The organism is Ferdinandcohnia sp. FSL W7-1320 (assembly GCF_038050315.1).
In the GTDB taxonomy this organism is placed as follows: domain Bacteria; phylum Bacillota; class Bacilli; order Bacillales; family Bacillaceae_L; genus Ferdinandcohnia; species Ferdinandcohnia aciditolerans.
Window position 1 is genome coordinate 5,168,374 of sequence record NZ_JBBPAM010000001.1, and the last position, 19,494, is coordinate 5,187,867.

Below are 19,494 nucleotides of genomic sequence, written 5' to 3' on the forward strand. Positions count from 1 at the left end.
ATTCCCGTTAAAAAGGCCCTCTACTCAACGTAAGGGCCTCTTAATATATAGATTACATTTTTTCTGGTGCAGATACACCGATTAGCTTTAATGAATTTTGCAAGGTGATTTGAACAGCTTTCATTAACGCAAGACGTGCTTTCGTTTTTTCAAGATTGTCTTGGTCAAGCACTTTCTCCGCATTATAGAAGCTATGAAGAGCCGCTGCAAGTTCATTAATATAGTTCGTGATGCGATGTGGAATTCGTTTTTCTGCTGCTTCTGTCACGGCTGCAGGGAATTCTCCAAGCTTTTTCAATAGGTCAATTTCTTTTTCAGAATTGATATAGTCAAGCGCATAATTGCCATCTAATGCAATATTCAACTCATCACCAGAGCGTAGCATGCTGCAAATACGTGCATGTGCATATTGCGCATAGTACACAGGGTTCTCGTTTGATTGTGAGACCGCTAAATCAAGGTCAAAATCAAGATGAGTGTCTGAGCTTCTCATTGCAAAGAAGTAACGAACCGCATCTAAGCCAACCTCTTCTGTCAGTTCACGCATTGTAACAGCTTTTCCTGTACGCTTACTCATCTTCATTTTTTCGCCATCTTTAAATAGGTGAACAAGCTGAATGATTTCAACCTCAAGTGTGTCTTTATCATAGCCTAGTGCTTGAATCGCCGCCTTCATCCGAGGAATATAGCCGTGATGGTCTGCTCCCCACACATTGATCAACTTTTCAAAGCCACGCTCGAGCTTGTCCTGATGGTACGCGATATCAGGAGTTAAATACGTATAAGAACCATCATTTTTAATTAAAACACGGTCTTTGTCATCACCGAATGTTGTTGAACGGAACCAAGTTGCACCGTCTTCTTCATAAATATGTCCTGCATTACGAAGCGCTTCAAGTGCGCGGTCAATTTTTCCATTATTGTATAAAGACGTCTCAGAATACCAAACATCAAAACGAACTCGATACTCCTCTAAGTCCTTTTGAAGCTTTTCCATCTCGTATTTCAAACCATATTCACGGAAAAAGTCAAAGCGTTCCTTTTCATCCATCGCGACATATTTATCACCAAATTCTTCAGCAAGACGCTTTCCGATGCCCACGATATCTTGGCCATGATAGCCGTCTTCTGGCATTTCAGCCTCTTGACCAAGGGCTTGAAGATAGCGTGCCTCAACAGACTTTGCAAGGTTATTAATTTGGTTCCCAGCATCATTGATATAGTACTCACGTGATACATCATAACCTGCTTTTTGTAAAATATTACTTAAAGAATCACCCACCGCTGCACCACGAGCATGTCCAAGGTGCAGGTCACCTGTTGGGTTTGCTGAAACAAACTCCACCTGTACTTTTTGCTTGTTGCCAACGGTTGTTTCACCGTAAGCCTCACCCGCTGTTAAAATGGTCGGGATAAGATCCGTTAAATAGGAATTATTCATATAAAAATTGATGAACCCAGGTCCTGCAATTTCAATTTTTTCGATCGATGCTTTTGATTTATCAAAATTAGCTACAATTTCTTCTGCAATCATACGAGGAGCTTTTTTAGCCACACGTGCTAGTTGCATTGCCATGTTTGTCGCATAGTCCCCGTGCGCTTTTTCTTTTGGAAGCTCCAACACAACTTCTGGAATCTGCTCTTCCGTTGCTAGTCCAGCCTTAACAACTGAGTCTTTAATTTCCGCTTTTAAGCGTTCTTTTACCTGATCAACAACATTCATCTAGTTTCGCTCCTTAAATGTAATGGTTATTTTATGTAATCCAGACACTTCACCATGTAGTGAAAGCTCATATGCTAAAAATAAAATCCCTTTACGAGAGTTTTTGTACCATTTGTATTCAATATTATTTGTTTTTGCGGTGAGGTCAAAGGTTCCGTGCTGGTTTTGGAATGAACCTTGTGTGGTTTCATTTTTCCGGTAAACCTGACGCATTTTCACCTGTCCCGAACGAAGGATGAGGACCTCTTTTTCAGAGATTTTAATCACTGTTTTAACCGTACCTGTTTCTTGCTTTTCATCAAATTGCAAATATGTATTGTCGCCTTTTATGTAGTATAGACCATTTGCATCAAAAGCAACATTTTCTTTTCGCGGTCCGTCTTTAATTTCTGTTACAAATTTGAGATCAATAGGTACTCCTGCTTGACTCATTTCCACACATCCCTATATGAGGATGTTCAAAATATCCGGTGAAAATGACACTTCGAATTTCTTCGTTGGCTTGTTTTTCCGTTCCTTGGAAAAGAAAATCACTTTTCCTTCGTGCTAGAACATCTGCTCACGTATTAACTACATACGTTCCGCTACTCAAAACTGCACCGCCTCGAACTTCTTGGTCCTTTTCATCCTCCCTTTTGAACAACGTATTTAAGTCATTAACTTTACTAGTATACGGCATTTTATGAGGGGATTTCAAATTAAAAAAGAAAACCCGGCCTAGGCCGAGTTAGAGGTTAAGTTATATGAAGGTATTATTGCTTTGTGACTTTAACGTTCAAGAAAATATTGATTGCAAAGAGGATGATCGCAAGGGTTGTCACAGTACCACCGACAGCAATTACGGGTTCGACTGCAGCATTTCCGAGCAATAACAATGTGAGTCCAATCATCATAACCGGTAAACCAATATTATGAAGCCAAAAATGAGTCTTTCCAAGCTTGGATTCTCCTGCTTGAGGGAATAAATAATAGACAATACCTGCAAGCCCCATAGATGCCCAGCCTAATAAGTTAATATGAACATGGACCCCTGTTAATGTGTAATTATGTGACATCGACATCCCCATCCCAATGAGAACACCAATCACAAAATACACGGCAGCCATTTTCAAAAAGCGAACCCCAACCATCGAACTCCCCCTTAGATAGGTAATTTATAGTTCAAAAGTATTATATTCACCTGGCTAGAGAGAATTGTCATAATAGTTAAATTTATTTTTTGCGGGACTTTGGTTTTGCGGAATCACAAAAAAAGCTTGAGCCACAAGGCCAAGCTTTTAAACGCAAGTATTTACTTTTTTGGTATCCACCCTAAAATCATTTCACGAATCAGTTTACTTGCCGTATTCGCCGTTTGTTCAGACGTATCATAAATCGGTGCAACCTCTACCAAGTCTGAACCAACTACACGCACATCTGATTTTGCAATCTCATGAATCGCGCCTAACAACTCTTTAGATGTAATACCACCGGCATCAACTGTACCTGTACCCGGTGCATGTGCTGGATCTAATACATCTATGTCAATGGTCACATACACTGGACGACCCGCTAACTTCGGAAGAATCTTTTTTAGCGGCTCAAGCACTTCAAACTTTGAAATATGCATGCCGTTTTCCTTTGCCCATTGGAATTCTTCCTTCATCCCTGAGCGAATGCCAAATGAAAACACATTCTCTGGTCCGATTAATTCAGCAATTTTACGAATTGGCGTGGAATGAGAAAGTGCTTCTCCCTCATAATTCTCACGTAAATCAGTATGGGCATCCATATGAATAATCGCAAGATCTGGATACTTTTTATAAACAGCCTTCATGACCGGCCAAGAAACGAGATGCTCGCCACCCATACCAAGTGGGTACTTTCCTGCTGCAAGTACTTGATCCACAAAGTCTTCAATCATATCAAGACTACGCTGCGGATTTCCGAAAGGCAATGGAATATCACCAGCATCATAAAATTTCACTTCTTCTAGCTCTTTATCAAGATATGGACTGTATTCCTCAAGTCCAATCGACACCTCGCGAATTCGGCTAGGGCCAAAACGTGAGCCTGGACGGTAGCTAACTGTCCAGTCCATTGGCATTCCGTAAATGACGGCTTCGCTCTCTTCAAAATTCGGATGGCTTTTGATAAACACATTTCCTGAATAAGCTTCATCAAATCTCATCGAAAATCCCCCAATAATTATTAATCAAATACGCCTTGGCGTATTTGCGCCCAGATTTAGGCCCACAGGAAGTGGGTCATAAAGACGTTGCCACAGGACGTGGCGCTTTTAGTCTTTGATCTTACTGATCGAAAAACATCCTTTGAAAATCTGTGGCATCCGCCGGAGGCTTTTAATTTAATTCAGTTGATTATTATCTTTTGCAAATTGCAGTTGTACTCCACAATAGGTGTGTTAATTACAACTTATTAAATTAAATCTGCAACAAATTTAGGCAATACAAATGCTGCTTTGTGGAGTTCTTTTGTGTAATATTTTGTTTCAATTTCATGGAAGCGGTCATCACTCACTTCTAGTGGATCATATTTTTTCGAACCGATTGTGAATGTCCAAAGTCCACTTGGGTATGTTGGGATGTTCGCAATATAAAGACGTGTGATTGGGAAGATTTCCTTCACATCACGCTGTACGTTTCGGATTAAGTCGGGTGTAAACCAAGGGTTGTCCGTTTGCGCCACAAATACACCGTCTTCTTTTAACGCTTTTGAAATCCCTGCATAAAAGCCTTTTGTGAACAGATTTACCGCTGGACCTACAGGCTCAGTAGAGTCAACCAAAATAACATCATACTCATTTTCACTTTTTGCAATATGCATGAAGCCATCATCAACTTTTACATCGACACGTGGGTCTTCAAGCTTTCCTGCAATTTCAGGAAGGTATTTCTTTGAGTACTCGATTACTTTTCCATCAATATCAACTAAAGTTGCTTTTTTCACACTTGGGTGCTTTAACACTTCACGGATTACCCCGCCATCACCGCCACCTACAACAAGGACGTTTTCTGGATTTGGGTGAGTGAATAATGGCACGTGTGCCACCATTTCGTGATAGACGAACTCATCCACTTGAGTGGTCATAACCATCCCATCAAGAACGAGCATGTTACCGAATTCCTCAGTTTCTATCATATCGAGTTTTTGAAACTCTGTTTGTTCTGTATGTAAGGTTTGCTTAATTTTTGCTGTGATACCAAAGCTTTTTGTTTGTTTTTCCGTAAACCATAATTCCATTTTCATAACATCCTTTCATTGAATAACTTAGGGATTTATTCCCTTATCGTTCCCTATTCCCTTAAAAAAATCGATGTCAACTTCAAAAAGTATAAGGCAACCGCCCGAAAATGCAAGAAAATTTTTCATCTTTTAGCAAATAAATGTTTAAAAAGGCAGAAAACTTTTCATACTGATTGATATATGCCTACGAAAATGGCTCTATATGAAGCTTTCAAATAGAAAAAGAGAGAGGTGAACTCTGTGGAGCTAATTACAAATGATCGTTTAAAAACCGCTATTAAAATCATGCGAGCTCTATTATTTATTGGCTTAATTTGCTGTACACTAGTTGCTGTCGGGATATTAGGTGTGCTTGCCTATGCAAAGACACAGGGGGCACCTCCTCTTGCAGTTCCTTTATCCACCTTATTCTACGCCGAGGACGGAACGTTAATTGGGGAAGAACGTCATCAAGGTGAGACTCGCTATTGGGTATCTCTCGACGATATGTCTGAATCCATTGTTGATGCCACCGTTTCCATTGAGGACCGGAACTTTTTTGATCATCATGGGTTTGACTATAAGCGAATTGGCGGAGCGATTATTGCCGACATTAAAGCAATGTCAAAGGTGCAAGGGGCGAGTACCATTACCCAGCAATATGCCAGAAACCTCTTTTTAGAGCATGAAAAAACATGGAATCGAAAACTTACAGAGGCCCTGTACACCATTCGACTAGAACTAAATTATTCGAAACAAGAAATTCTAGAAGGATATTTAAATACAATCTATTACGGACATGGCGTCTATGGAATTGAAGCAGCTGCTAATTACTATTATGGAAAAAGAGCAAGCGAGCTGTCTCTAGCGGAAGCCTCCATGCTTGCAGGAGTGCCAAAGGGTCCAACCCATTACTCACCATTAGTAAACGAGGAAAAAGCGAAACAGCGTCAAAAAGTCATCCTCCTTTCAATGGTGGAGAATGGCTTTATTTCAAAAAAGACCGCTGAACAGGCACAGGCTGAGGAACTAACCTTTACAGGAAACAAAATGGTCGGGCGTGAAGACATTGCCCCGTATTTCCAGGATGTTGTAAAAAAGGAACTTCAAACAAAACTAAAACTTGACCAACAAACAATTGAAACAGAGGGATTACGTGTCTACACCACGCTCAACCCAAAGCTTCAAGAAATTGCTGAGGATAAAGCGAAGAACTCGATTAAAGAAGAGTCAAAAATTCAACTTGGGTTTGTTGCGATGGATCCAAAAAATGGTGAAGTTCTTGCACTCCTTGGTGGACGGGATTACGAGGAAAGCCCATTTAATCGGGCCACACAGGCAAAACGGCAGCCTGGTTCAACCTTTAAGCCATTTTTATACTATGCAGCCCTTGAAAAAGGCTACACTCCATCGACCCAAATTCGAAGCGAGTTAACGACGTTCTCGTATGATGACAATCGCTCAAAATATACACCACGAAATTACAAAAATTATTATGCTAACGACTCAATTACGTTAGCTCAAGCAATTGCCCTATCCGATAATGTGTACGCTGTGAAAACCCATCTCTTTCTTGATGATGGAGAACTCATCGACACTGCGAAAAAGCTTGGCATTACAAGTAAACTTAAAGATGTTCCTTCTCTTGCTCTTGGAACATCTGGTGTAAGTGTAATCGAAATGGTTAATGCCTACGCAACCATTAATAATGGCGGAATGCGCCATAAGCCTGTTTTTATTACTAGAGTTGAAAATTACAAAGGTGAAGTCATTTATGAAAATTCCCCAAAGCCAAAACAAGTGCTTGATGAAGATCTCGCCTTTGTCACAACACAGCTAATGACAGGCATGTTTGATGAAAAACTTAACGATTACACAGCTGTCACCGGATCTACAATTAGCGATAAACTGACCAGATTTTACGCTGGCAAATCAGGTTCGACTGACGCAGATAGCTGGATGATTGGGTACTCACCCCAGCTCGTCGCAGGTATTTGGACCGGTTATGACAATAATGAACCAATGACAATTGTTGCAGAAAAACAGTATGCAAAGAATATTTGGGCAGGTTTCATGGAAGAAGCACATCAGGACATTGCACCAACACCATTTAAACCGACTGAAGGGGTTGTTGGAGTGTATGTAAATCCAGACACAGGTTTGCTCCCGACGAAGGATTGCCCCGTTTCAAGGCTTACTTATTATAAAGCAGGAACTGAGCCAACAGAATATTGTTCGAAAAATACAGAGGATGTAAAGAAAGAGAATCCAAAAAAGGACGAAGAGAAAGAAGACAAAGGTTTCTTTAAGCGAATCTTTGATTGGTTTTAGATAAAATGCACTGTATTTCTGCTCAAGCGTTATAGAATGGGAAAAAATCTTGGGGGTTTGGGGCAGATCCAACCCCCGATTACTTGGGGTGACTGCCCCCTGTTTGAATTTGGGATGGATTCGGACTCTAAGTACTCGGGGTGACTGTTCTCTGTCTGAATTAAACCTTGATTCGGACTCTGAGCATTTGATTTAGCCGTTCTCTGTCTGAATTTGAACCGGGTTCGGACTCTGAGCATTTGATTTAGCCGTTCTCTGTCTGAATTTGAGCTGGATTCGGACACAGACCGCTCGATTTAACCGATCTCTGTCTGAATTTGAACTGGGTTCGGACACAGACCGCTTGATTTAGCCGTTCTCTGTCTGAATTTGAGCTGGGTTCAGACTCTTACCGCTCGATTTAACCGATTCTCTGTCTGAATTTGAGCTGGGTTCAGACTCTGACCGCTTGACTTTGCCGCCCTCTGTCTGAATTTGAGCTGGGTTCGGACACAGACCGCTCGATTTAACCGATCTCTGTCTGAATTTGAGCTTGGTTCAGACACAGACCGCTTGATTTAGCCGTTCTCTGTCTGAATTTGAGCTGGATTCGGACTCTGAGCCCTTGATTTAGCCGTTCTCTGTCTGAATTTGAGCTGGGTTCGGACACAGACCGCTCGATTTAACCGTTCTCTGTCTGAATTTGAGCTGGATTCGGACACAGACCGCTCGATTTAGCCGTTCTCTGTCTGAATTTGAGCTGGATTCGGACTCTGAGTACTCGATTTTGCCACTCTCTGTCCGAATTTGAGCTGGGTTCGGACACAGACCGCTCGATTTAACTGTCAAGTCCTGTATTATGTGTAAATTCATTCCTCATGAAAAACAGTGTTAAACGATCTTATTTGTTTTTGGTTACTGGAAGGGGGTACCCCCTTCCAGTAACCAAAAATTCGCGCGCTATCGCGCAGACTATTTTTGTTTTTTCTTTTTCTTTTTTTCCTTCTTTTCTTCTAACTTGCTCCCGATAATATTGGAGACCTCATCGGCATAATCCATTAAGACAGCCCCAATGAGTCTAAAAGCTGACTGAGTATTTGGGAAGATTCGTATAACTCTTTCTCTTCGTCGGACTTCCTCGTTTATTCTCTCTACTGAGTTAGTGCTACGTATATGCTTATGTAATTTTGAATCTTCATTTAGATATTGTACGGCATCTTCGAAGCCCTCTTCTAATATTTCAATTGCTTTTTCAAGTTTTCGATTGGTTCCAAAGAGATCAATAAACTCTTGTTTATATTTCCTTGCATCATCTACTGTAGTAACTTCAAAGATCCTTTTTAAGCCCATCTTAACTTCTACCATGTCCTTTTTCGGCATATGAGTGATGATATTCCTTTTAAAATGAACTGTACAGCGTTGCCAAGAAGAACCCACAAATTCTGTTCCAATTGCAGCCTTTAATCCTTTATGCGCATCAGATATGATCAGTTTGGGCGAGTGTAAACCTCTAGACTTTAAGGATTGGAAAAAACGTTCCCAAGCCTCTTTACTTTCAACGTGATCTACTTTTAAGCCTAAGATTTCACGTCTATTATTTTTGTCTACCGCAGTTGCGATATAGACGGCTTTAGAAACTACTCGATTGTGTTCTCTCACTTTAATATACATGGCATCAACGAAAACATAAGGTTAGTACATTGTGTTCAGTGGGCGATTCGCCCATTGATTGACTATAGGGTCTAACCTTTCAGTAAGTGTTGATACAAAAGATTTAGATACCTTTCTTCCACACAGTTGTTCCACAATATTAGTAACTCGTCTAGTGGAAACACCATTAACAACCATTTCGAGCATAGCTAGAACAAAGGCTTGGTCACAACGAGCGTATTCTTCAAAAACTGTAGTAGAAAAGTCTCCGTTACGAGTCCGAGGCACTCTTAGCGTAATTTTTCCAAAACTCATTAAAAGCTCTCGATCATAGTAACCATTGCGGTAATCTTGACGCGTACTGGTGCGCTCATAGACACCTGCTTGTAGGTAGGCATCCCGTTCCTTTTCCATAAACTCATTGAGGACAAGAACAACGGATGCCTTGATAATAGAATCAAGGTCAGAATTCATCACGGATTCTTTTAAAACATCTAGATTTAGGTTAAACTGTAACTGAGTCATATTAATTCCTCCTCATTGTTTTCGTCGCTGTTAACATTGTAGACAAGAGGAACTAATTTGACTCATTTTCTTTTTACACAATTATATGGACTTAATCAATGAGAGCTGGGTTCGGACTCTGGGCGCTGGATTTAGCCACTCTCTGTCCGAATTTGAGCTGGATTCGGACACTGACCGCTTGATTTAACCGATCTCTGTCTGAATTTGAACTGGGTTCAGACTCTTACCGCTGGATTTAGCCACTCTCTGTCCGAATTTGAGCTGGGTTCGGACTCTGTGCCCTTGATTTAGCCACTCTCTGTCCGAATTTGAGCTGGGTTCAGACTCTTACCGCTTGATTTTGCCGTGCTCTGTCTGAATTTGAGCTGGGTTCGGACACAGACCGCTTGATTTAGCCGTTCTCTATCTGAATTTGAGCTGGGTTCGGACACAGACCCCCTGATTTAGCCGCTCTCTGTCTGAATTTGAGCTGGATTCGGACTCTGTGCGCTGGATTTAGCCGTTCTCTGTCTGAATTTGAGCTGGGTTCGGACTCTGAGCATTTGATTTAGCCGTTCTCTGTCCGAATTTGAGCTGGGTTCGGACACAGACCGCTCGATTTAACCGATATCTGTCTGAATTTGAGCTGGGTTCAGACTCTTACCGTTTGATTTTGCCGTTCTCTGTCTGAATTTGAGCTGGATTCAGATTCTAACCGACAGAATTGGCCGTTTCCTGTCCGAATGACGGCTGGATTCGGACACATTCATCGGGTACTTTAAACTTTGCGTCACAATCAGTTCCTAATTTTACCAATCATGGACTCTATACTTAGAACGAACCCTCTTTTCTCAAATCATCTTCTGTAATTGTGACATTTTGGTGAACAAACAGACTAAAGCTTGAGCTTTTTTAACAAAATAAAGTACACTAAATTTACAATGTACACACATTGAAACTAGGACATAGAAACCCCCAGACCTACACAGCCTGGGGGTTTCGCTTTTATTCTCATCTTTATTTGACCTTAAGCCCCTCTTTTAACTCCTCACTTGAGTTATCCCAAATTTCTTTATTGTGGTTAATTAAGAAATCCGCAAGTAGCTTCTTTGATTTGTCGTCCATAAAATCGACCATGATATGGCGCTTTAATGATTTATCCATTTTGTTTACGTGCTCCGGTAAGGATTTATAGCCACGACGAATCGAGCGGTCAACCGTCATTTCACAAGCTGTTACTCCCGCATAATATGGACCCTCTTCCCTTCGATCAATCGTTACCCACACAAGCCAGTATGGCTTCCCATTAGGGACATCTTCTTTATTCGGTAGAAATTTTATCCCTTTTTCAACCACACTTCGTGCATGCATTGCACCGACGTCAACAAATACATCTTCAGCGTCTATATCAACAAATACGGGTGAAATATTTTCGAGGCTAAGCGCCCCAATTCCATATCCTTTATGCCCATCAGTTGGATCATTTTTAATGATATTAAAGGCTACTTTTTTCTTGTTTTGATCCACCGTACATCCACCTTTCCCTTTCCAAAGGATGTTCTAAAAATCGGCCGAAAGTGACGCATAGAATTTCTGGGTGCATTACTCCACGAACATAGTGAATAACCAGTTATGCGCTTGCGTCCTAGTTTATTCACGAAGGCAATTCCTCACTGCAAGGCTGCAAAGGAGTTAACTCAAGCAGTCGCCTCGCTCCGGTATTCAGGAGCTCGCGCCGCCTTGAAATTCTTGGTCCTTTTCACCCTCCTTTAGAACTCACATTTTTCTATTCATTACCAACCATTTTACCATATGAACTTCTAATTTTATAATTGAAGAATTGGTCTGAAGATCATGACCAGTAGATCTGTGATGGCATATACCCCATTCGTCAGTAACGGATATAGAAACCGATCCCCAACTGGTGTAATGACCAGAACCAAAAACAGCACAATTCCAAGTCCCTCATACTGTGTTAATTTTGGGCGGATACGAGCTGGGACAAGGTCTTCAATGATGCGATATCCATCAAGCGGTGGAAACGGTAATAAGTTAAAAATAAACAGCACAAGGTTCAACCGTACAAACAGGTTAAAGAACGTTTCAAAACCCTCTCCAAATGCTTCTGGAATCGCTGCAAATACACCAACACGAATCAAGATGATGTAAATGAGTAAAGCAAGTGCCGCTACAAGCAGGTTACTTAGTGGTCCAGCGACAGAAACAAGAATCCCAGCAAGCCTTGGCCGTTTAAAATGAAATCGATTAACAGGTACAGGTCGTGCCCATCCAAACCCAGCTAGGAAAATCAGAATTGTCCCAAAAGGATCTAAATGAGCAATCGGGTTTAAGGTCAATCTCCCTTGCCGCTTTGCTGTGTCATCCCCAAACTTATATGCCACATACGCATGAGCAAACTCATGTACCGTAAAGGCAACCAGTAATGTGATCACTACAAATGGTATCAAAGATAAATCAAATGCTAAAAAACCACTTAATTGTTCCACCAAATTTCCCCTTTTTATAGAAAAGTTGTTATTTTCAGTATACAATACTCTTATGATGATATAAAAGAATGATTGGAGAGATTCATTGTGCCATACGTAACAGTAAAAATGCTAGAAGGACGCACTGAAGAACAAAAAAAGGCGCTCGTTGAAAAAGTAACTGCAGCAGTATCTGAAACAACTGGAGCTCCAGATGATAAAATTGTTGTTTTTATTGAGGAAATGACAAAAAACCATTATGCAGTAGGCGGCAAACGCTTAAGTGATCAAGAATAGAGTGTTTAAAAACCCGTGGTAAAGAAACCACGGGTTTCTATTTTTATTATGTAAAAATTAAACCCTCAATGAGCCACGGAAGCCTCTTGCCCCATAGTAGGAATCTGCTCCATTGTGGTATGTAAAGACAGTGTCATAGCGACGATCACAAAAGATAGCCCCGCCAAGTTTTCGAATAGCTGCCGGCGTCTGGACCCAACTCGACGTTTTTAAGTCAAAATTTCCAAGTTCCTGAAGTTCACGATATTGTTCTTCTGTTAATAGTTCAATGCCCATTTCCGTTGCCATATCGATAGCACTGTTTTCAGGTTTATGTTTTTTTCTGGCTTCAAGTGCTTCACGGTCGTAACAAACACTTCTACGGCCTTTTGGGCTTTCTGCTGAACAATCATAAAAAATATACTCATCGGTATCCTTATCATAATCAATAACATCCGGTTCACCGCCAGTTGCTTCCATTTCGTTTAATGACCACAGTTTTTCTGTATTAGCTTCTAGCTTTGCTTGAACTTTTGCCCATTCAAGATCGCTGTGGCGGTTCAAATTTTTCTCAAATCGCTCTTGTAGTGTGTTGAGCAATTCTTCAACTTGTTCTAGTGACAATTCCTTTTTTGCCATGTTGAATTCCTCCTTATAACTTCTACTCTAGTAAGCTTATCTTAATTTTACCCCAAGATTGCTATTTTTTGCAGGGCAAACAACCTTTCTCTCAGTCAAAATCCACGATTTTCCACCTCACCAAATGACTATTCTGGGAAAACTAACCGAAGACAATTTAAACTTTCTCTTGCAGTCCATCTTTAAAACGAATATTATAGAAAAGGATTTTTAAATCGTTCGTCTTTTGGAGGTACAAACTATTATGTTTAAATTATCGGAGTTAAATACAACCGTTAAAAAGGAAGTTCTAGCAGGGATTACGACCTTTTTAACCATGGTATATGTCGTCGTCGTAAATCCTGTTATTTTATCAGATGCAGGCGTTCCTTTTGAACAAGTGTTTTTAGCTACAATTATCGCAACTGTTGTGGGAACACTTTGGATGGCACTCTTTGCAAATTATCCAATTGCGATTGCTCCTGGAATGGGATTAAATGCTTTTTTTGCTTATTCAGTTGTAGGTGCAAATGAAAACATTACGTATGAAACAGCATTTGCCGCGGTATTTGTGGCTGGTATCATTTTTGTCATTTTGTCATTGACACCGTTTCGTGAAAAATTAATTGAGGCGATTCCACCAAACTTAAAGCACGGGATCACAGCAGGAATTGGTTTATTTATTGCCTTTATTGGTCTTCGTCTTACAGGGATTATCACCGCACATCCAACAAATCTAGTTACATTAGGTGATTTACACGCGCCACAGGTCCTTTTGGCACTTGCAGGATTAGCAATCACCCTTATTCTCATGGCACGTAAAGTAAACGGAGCTTTATTTTTCGGAATGATTATCACAGCTCTTATTGCTTACTTTACGGGACAACTTGAGTTTAAAGAAGGATTCATGGACAAGCCGTCTCTACCTGAAGGGTTAATTATTGCAAATCCATTTGCTGCGATTGGCGATGTCATTCAGTACGGACTATACGCTGTTGTCTTTTCATTTTTACTCGTTACAATCTTTGATACGACAGGTACGATGATTGGAGTTGCTGAACAGGCAGGGTTAATGAAAGGTAATGTTATGCCACGTGCAAGACAAGCCCTTCTTGCTGATTCGGTTGGTACAACGGTTGGAGCCATGTTTGGAACAAGTCCTACAAGTGCTTATATTGAATCGTCAACTGGGGTAGCTGCAGGTGGTCGAACAGGTCTCACTTCAGTAACAGTTTCAATCTTGTTTATCATAGCTGCCTTCTTCGGACCTTTGGTAAGTGCCGTTTCTGGGATTGCGGCGATTACAGCCCCAACCTTAATTATTGTTGGTTCACTCATGATGGGAAGCATTGCACATATCAAATGGAATGAGATTGATGAAGCCTTTCCAGCATTCTTAATTATTCTAAGTATGCCACTCACATCGAGTATTGCAACAGGAATTGCATTAGGCTTTATTTCCTACCCGCTTATGAAAGTGGTCATGGGTAAATGGAAAGAAGTGCACCCACTTGTTTATCTATTTGCTGTATTGTTTTTCTACCAACTTGCATTTTTACCACATTGATACAGAATGTGAAAGCGACTTGAAATTGAACGTCTACTAACTACTGCCACGTCCTGTGGCAAACGTAGACGTCAGCACATCGTGTGCAAGTCCGACAAGCATAAGAAATGCCAGCAAGAAGGATGTAGTTTATCCTTCTTGACGGATTAGCTTATGACCTCGAAGTGCTAGGCGCTGGAACTGGACTATACAAAAAAACTCGGCAGATTCTACCTGCCGAGTTTTCTATTAATGTTTTACAAGATTGCGAAGAGAATCGATATATTGATAAGCTTCTTCAACTTCCTCGTCTGTATAACGTTGCTTTGCTTTTAATGTAAATACTTTCTCTTTGACTTCTTCCTTTTCAAGTCCCTCGAAGTATAAGACAGTAGACACCAGCTCTAAAAAGCGCGCACTTTGTTCATTTAGGGCTTGCATGCAGTCTTCAAGTGGAGGCATGTCCAATTGGTAATGTCCCAAAAACTGCTCGCCTTTTTCGGTCAATGCGTAGCGATATTGATAATAGCCACCTTTTTTCTCTTTGACCTCATCCAAAAATCCAAGGTTGCAGAGCTCCTCCACACGTAATGTGAGCTCCTCTGAGTATGGCCCGTAAAAATGAAAGTTGTACTTTTCGTAAAATGGGTAATCAATCTTTTTGGCGATGTAAATCATTTTTTGAAGTTTTTTTCGACCCGTGATTTCCCCTGCAGCAGCGAATGCCTTCATTACCTTTGCATGTTCTGTTAACAAAACCCCTTCATCTCCTCATCCGAAATTGGCCAGAATACCTTTTATATATCTAAAACATCTTTTATTTTCTGTTTTACTGTATCATTTGGTAATTTTCCAATCATGTCTTGTGGAAAATATAGCTTGTGATCCGTACGCCTTTTTCCAGAAATGGCATCCACAATTTCAGACTGCCTTGATAATTCGCGAATTTCTCCATTTGGCATTAACAAGTTGATTGGAAGTCTTTCTTCTTCCTCACCCGGCCGGTAAAAATCATACGGCAAATCTGATGATGAATCGACCACTAAATAATAAGTCGGATCAATCCCTGCTTCCTCAAAAAGAGTTCTTAGCTCCATCATTTTCATCATTTGTGCACTAGGATCAAACTCTACATATTTAAAGAGATTACGATTGAGAAAACGACGGCATAAATCACTTAAAATTTCGTCATCCTCGTCCTGCCATACCTGAAAATAGAAAGTAAAAATCGCTTCATCTAGTTTTACATAATCATGTAATGTCAGCTTTTCTTCAAAAATGGATATCAAATGGACAGGGGCTGTTTTAAATTCGTAGTGTTCCTTGTACAAATGTTTGGCACGATGGAGGATTTTTGTTAAAATGACCTCTGCGCTTCGTGTAACGGGATGGAAATACACTTGCCAATACATTTGGTATCTGCTCATAATGTAATCTTCAACCGCATGCATCCCACTGCTTTTAAAAACAACTTGGTCTTCCTGCGGTCTCATGACACGCAAAATCCGCTCCATATCAAAGTTTCCGTAACTAACACCCGTATAATAAGCATCTCGTAATAAATAATCCATACGGTCAGCATCAATTTGACTGGAGATGAGACTCACGACTAATTTATTTTTATATGTTTTTGCAATCACTTCGGCGACTTTTTTCGGAAAATCATCTCCGACTTGTTTCAGTACGCGATTTACTTCTGTATCCCCAACAATGATTGCTTGTGTAAATTCTTCATGATCATAATGAAATACTTTTTCAAATGAGTGTGAGAATGGCCCGTGACCTAGATCGTGAAGTAGTGCCGCACATAAGCACAGTAAGCGCTCCTCGTCATTTAACAAGGGGCGTTCACGAAATACATCATCGATAATTCTCCGGACAATTTCATATACACCTAATGAATGGTTAAAACGGCTATGTTCCGCCCCGTGGAAGGTAAAATAGGTTGTCCCTAATTGGCGGATGCGACGCAATCTTTGAAACTCCGATGTTGCGACGAGTTCCCAAATCACTTTATCCTGAACATGAACATACCTATGTACAGGGTCCTTAAACACCTTTTCTTCACTTAATTTCCCATTGGAATTTGTCATGTATTCAACCTCTTCCATACTGGCATGCTATTATTATATATTTTTATGACTGACAAAAAAACCTAAAATTCTTCATAAATCGCCTTTAGCCAAGTCATATCAATGGTTGGAAAATTTTTCGACATGCATTAGAATTTCTAGGTGGATTTTGGGAAACCCTGCATAAAAAGCATAAAAAATCACCTTTTCTCTTAGGAGAGAAAGGCGATTTTAGTCCATTTTCAATTTCTTCATGACTTTTTCAATCAACTCGTCTTCAGTTGGAGCTGATACCGGACGGTTGTTAACGAATGCGAATGATTTTTTTCTACCAGGGCCACAGTATGATTGGCAGCGGATATCAATGGTTGCCTCACTATCTACTTCCTTTAAGCGTGGCACTAATGTTTTAATATTGGTTGCCTGGCAATCATCACAGATGCGAAATTCGTTTGCCATATTACGTACAATCCCTTCATTTTGTAAATTCCGAGTAGTTCATATATTTGATCAGTCATGATTAGCATGACGATTTCCTTTAAAAACACTACATGGTATTTTAACCCTTACAACATAGCCATTGCAAGGGAACGAGACAATTTTCAAAAATTCTACACATGTACGAGGTATGATATCTAAATATAAATAAATAAGTCTACTATCCTTTTACAAATATGGTATAAAGTTTGAATCTATTGACCAATATAAGTAATAACCTAATGCAACTATATACATTTATATTGGGAGATGAATAAATATGAAAGAAAGACAAGATGCTTGGACAGAAGAAAATGATTTGTTATTAGCTGAAACTGTTTTAAAACACGTAAGAGAAGGTAGTACACAACTAAATGCTTTTGAAGAGGTTGGAGATAGATTAAACCGTACCTCTGCTGCTTGCGGCTTCCGTTGGAACGCTGTTGTTCGTCATAGCTACGAGAAGGATTTACAGCTTGCAAAGAAGCACCGTAAACAACGCCAACGTGCACTTGGTAAAAATCAACCTGTGAAAAAGCAGCTGTTGTATACACCACCAACTCCAAGTCTAGAAGAGTTTGCGGACGAGCTCCCGCTATTTCCATCTGAATCTACGAGTATACGTCAGGAAACACGGACACCGCAGTATTCTACTTCTAGACCACAAATGACGATTGATTCCGTGATTTCCTATCTTCAATCTATGGGCAGCAAAAATCTCGGGATTGAAGCACTGAAATCCGAGAATGAGAGATTGAAAAAAGAAAAGAATGAGATACTTCGTAAAAATGAGGAACTTGAAAAGAAAATTGCCCAGCTTGAGCAAAGTTCTGCCAATATTCAAGAAGACTACGAAACATTAATGAAGATTATGAACCGTGCACGAAAACTCGTCTTATTTGAAGACGAAGAACGTCCAGCTACTTCTTTTAAAATGGACCGCAACGGAAATTTGGAGAAAATGGCGGAATAGAGTAGATACCCCCCTGGCTGTTTGTTTTTACAAACGGGCAGGGGGTTTGTTTTACCAAGGACCTACTCCTTCAAATTCTACTTTTTCAATCGTTTTTTCTGGTGTGATGTAGAACATTACAAATATCGATTTAATACCAACCTCTAAATAGCTCTCTTTCAATAGGGAACTTTCTAGGGCGTAAACATATCTTTCTTTGTCTTGAAACTCAACATCTTTTACTGCATCTATTGGCAAATGGTCCACCAATAGTTGATAAGCTTCCTCTACATTGGTAATAGGTTTTTTAAACTTAATCACGGGTTTTTCACAACGACCCGCTCCAATTGTTCTACATTTAAGGACGAAGGTATCGGTCTCATAATCGTTATCTGATTTCTTCTCCATATGGAGTTCTAGATGCTCTAATTTATCGTAAAACCCACCTTTTGCAGTGGTTGCAACTGTTGTCGCTACAAGTTTTCCATTTTCAAACACATATTTATCTTCATCAAAATGTTTTGCTTCATTAACTACTTCCTCGACTTCCTCCTCAACCTCTTCCTCAACTGGTGCAGCCACTTCTGTTGTCTTATTTCCAACCCCAGTTACAATAACGGTTCCAACCATAACCACAAACATGACTAGTGTCACAGCCCCCGCCATTTTACTAGTAACAAACGCTTCTCCAACTCTTTCAACCAAACGTCTTACCGTTTGATTTTTCTCACTAGATGTCTGTCTTTCAAATAATTTCCTGAACCCCTCACTCAATAATTGAAACGTTAGCAGCAGCAATGTAAGTGCAAGTGCTGGGAACAGCGGTATCCAGATGGCCTTCATTACTTCATAACGGGCAGCAGACAATAGCCCTGGCCAATCGAACACTCCAGTCACAGAGTTATATCCAGATTCCTCATGAAAAGTCCCACCACCTGGAATATAGTCAATTGCATGCTCAATAAAATATTGAAACAATGCAAGCTGTCCCACTAGCAATGTCACACGTGCTAAATCATTAAAAAAATTGACAACTACACTTTGGGAAACGGATTGCAAATAATGCATGACTGATAACTGAAAGGGAGTGCTCCCCACCGTCACACTCGCTTGGACAAACTCTTTCTGCGAAACCTCGTAAATTTCATGGGATAGAATATAACTAACCCTCCCCACTTCAATAAGTGCGATGATCATGACTTTCCAATATACAGCGTTTTCCAGGCCTTCAACTGGGACAATTTCAAGAAGCAAAATGGCAGCAATAATAGTGGGGATACTCCCAAATAAGGAATACCACCCATTTGACACCATGTAGGCAATTCCTTTTTTCGTAGAAGCCAGAAATGCCATCGGAATCGCAATGATGTACCGAATGAATGTGATGAGCACGATAATTTTAAGGGTATCTTTTGCACCTATAACTATCATACTCAATATATCGCGAGCTTCGCGGTCAGTCCCCAGTGGATCTTCTTTAGAAGGCGGAAAAGGCGCCCTTCCAATCTCTCCACCCTCATAAAACCTCATACGGTGTTCGGGAGCAGTATCATCAATAAAAGGCAAATGTGGCCCAACAAAACTAATAAATAACATGAATCCGAGTAGAACTAACCCTGTCCAAAGCGAACAATTTTTCATGAACACCCTCCTCC

Annotated in this window: 16 protein-coding genes and 1 pseudogene; 4 read left to right on the forward strand and 13 right to left on the reverse strand. The window is 40.4% G+C overall.

Going from position 1 to position 19,494, the window contains the following annotated elements; translation table 11 throughout:
• Positions 1-52: 52 nt before the first annotated feature.
• The 5 genes from argS to speE form a co-directional block, all read right to left on the reverse strand.
• Positions 53-1,723 carry an arginine--tRNA ligase gene (gene argS / locus NST91_RS24755; protein WP_341333274.1) on the reverse strand — a complete coding sequence of 557 codons (1,671 nt, stop codon included), beginning with the start codon at positions 1,721-1,723 and terminating at the stop codon, positions 53-55.
• Complete coding sequence (locus NST91_RS24760) at positions 1,724-2,161, reverse strand: YwiB family protein (RefSeq protein WP_341333275.1); 438 nt, start codon at positions 2,159-2,161, stop codon at positions 1,724-1,726.
• A gap of 314 nt (positions 2,162-2,475) precedes the next feature.
• The gene (locus tag NST91_RS24765; RefSeq protein ID WP_341333276.1) at positions 2,476-2,853 is read right to left on the reverse strand and encodes a cytochrome-c oxidase; all 378 of its coding nucleotides are present in this window, start codon (positions 2,851-2,853) and stop codon (positions 2,476-2,478) included.
• A gap of 161 nt (positions 2,854-3,014) precedes the next feature.
• Positions 3,015-3,893, reverse strand: coding sequence for an agmatinase (gene speB / locus NST91_RS24770; protein ID WP_121448548.1), 879 nt, complete (start codon positions 3,891-3,893; stop codon positions 3,015-3,017).
• Between the two features lie 248 nt (positions 3,894-4,141).
• Positions 4,142-4,966 (reverse strand): spermidine synthase, encoded by an 825-nt coding sequence (gene speE / locus NST91_RS24775; RefSeq protein WP_121448549.1) that lies wholly within the window; start codon positions 4,964-4,966, stop codon positions 4,142-4,144.
• Positions 4,967-5,209: 243 nt separating this feature from the next.
• Here speE and NST91_RS24780 point away from each other — a divergent pair, with 243 nt between their 5' ends.
• Positions 5,210-7,279, forward strand: coding sequence for a transglycosylase domain-containing protein (locus tag NST91_RS24780; protein ID WP_341333277.1), 2,070 nt, complete (start codon positions 5,210-5,212; stop codon positions 7,277-7,279).
• Between the two features lie 951 nt (positions 7,280-8,230).
• On the opposite strand, the pseudogene NST91_RS24785 reads toward NST91_RS24780, so the two are convergent.
• From NST91_RS24785 to NST91_RS24795, 3 genes and pseudogenes are all read right to left on the reverse strand, one after another.
• Positions 8,231-9,433, reverse strand: a pseudogene (locus tag NST91_RS24785) (IS256 family transposase).
• Between the two features lie 996 nt (positions 9,434-10,429).
• Positions 10,430-10,939, reverse strand: a complete 510-nt coding sequence (locus NST91_RS24790; RefSeq protein ID WP_341333278.1) for a YwhD family protein — start codon at positions 10,937-10,939, stop codon at positions 10,430-10,432.
• A 299-nt stretch (positions 10,940-11,238) separates the two neighbouring features.
• Positions 11,239-11,919 (reverse strand): site-2 protease family protein, encoded by a 681-nt coding sequence (locus NST91_RS24795; RefSeq protein ID WP_341333279.1) that lies wholly within the window; start codon positions 11,917-11,919, stop codon positions 11,239-11,241.
• 87 nt (positions 11,920-12,006) lie between these two features.
• On the opposite strand from NST91_RS24795, the gene thmT reads away from it, so the two are divergent.
• Positions 12,007-12,195 (forward strand): 2-hydroxymuconate tautomerase, encoded by a 189-nt coding sequence (thmT, locus tag NST91_RS24800; protein ID WP_121448328.1) that lies wholly within the window; start codon positions 12,007-12,009, stop codon positions 12,193-12,195.
• A gap of 57 nt (positions 12,196-12,252) precedes the next feature.
• Here thmT and NST91_RS24805 read toward each other — a convergent pair whose 3' ends face one another.
• Positions 12,253-12,813 (reverse strand): DUF4256 domain-containing protein, encoded by a 561-nt coding sequence (locus NST91_RS24805; RefSeq protein ID WP_341333280.1) that lies wholly within the window; start codon positions 12,811-12,813, stop codon positions 12,253-12,255.
• Positions 12,814-13,057: 244 nt separating this feature from the next.
• On the opposite strand from NST91_RS24805, the gene NST91_RS24810 reads away from it, so the two are divergent.
• On the forward strand, positions 13,058-14,359 hold the full coding sequence (locus tag NST91_RS24810) for an NCS2 family permease (protein WP_341333281.1): 1,302 nt from the start codon (positions 13,058-13,060) through the stop codon (positions 14,357-14,359).
• A 228-nt stretch (positions 14,360-14,587) separates the two neighbouring features.
• Here NST91_RS24810 and NST91_RS24815 read toward each other — a convergent pair whose 3' ends face one another.
• The 3 genes from NST91_RS24815 to NST91_RS24825 form a co-directional block, all read right to left on the reverse strand.
• Positions 14,588-15,094: a YwgA family protein gene (locus NST91_RS24815; RefSeq protein WP_341333282.1), complete on the reverse strand. Its 507-nt coding sequence runs from the start codon at positions 15,092-15,094 to the stop codon at positions 14,588-14,590.
• 41 nt (positions 15,095-15,135) lie between these two features.
• Complete coding sequence (locus NST91_RS24820) at positions 15,136-16,431, reverse strand: HD domain-containing protein (RefSeq protein WP_341333283.1); 1,296 nt, start codon at positions 16,429-16,431, stop codon at positions 15,136-15,138.
• A gap of 210 nt (positions 16,432-16,641) precedes the next feature.
• Complete coding sequence (locus NST91_RS24825; protein WP_121448333.1) at positions 16,642-16,869, reverse strand: DUF1450 domain-containing protein; 228 nt, start codon at positions 16,867-16,869, stop codon at positions 16,642-16,644.
• A gap of 298 nt (positions 16,870-17,167) precedes the next feature.
• Here NST91_RS24825 and NST91_RS24830 point away from each other — a divergent pair, with 298 nt between their 5' ends.
• Entirely contained in the window at positions 17,168-17,860 is a 693-nt protein-coding gene (locus NST91_RS24830) for an RsfA family transcriptional regulator (RefSeq protein ID WP_341333284.1), read from the forward strand.
• A gap of 51 nt (positions 17,861-17,911) precedes the next feature.
• On the opposite strand, the gene NST91_RS24835 is transcribed toward NST91_RS24830, so the two are convergent.
• Entirely contained in the window at positions 17,912-19,480 is a 1,569-nt protein-coding gene (locus NST91_RS24835; RefSeq protein WP_341333285.1) for a hypothetical protein, read from the reverse strand.
• Positions 19,481-19,494 lie beyond the last annotated feature (14 nt).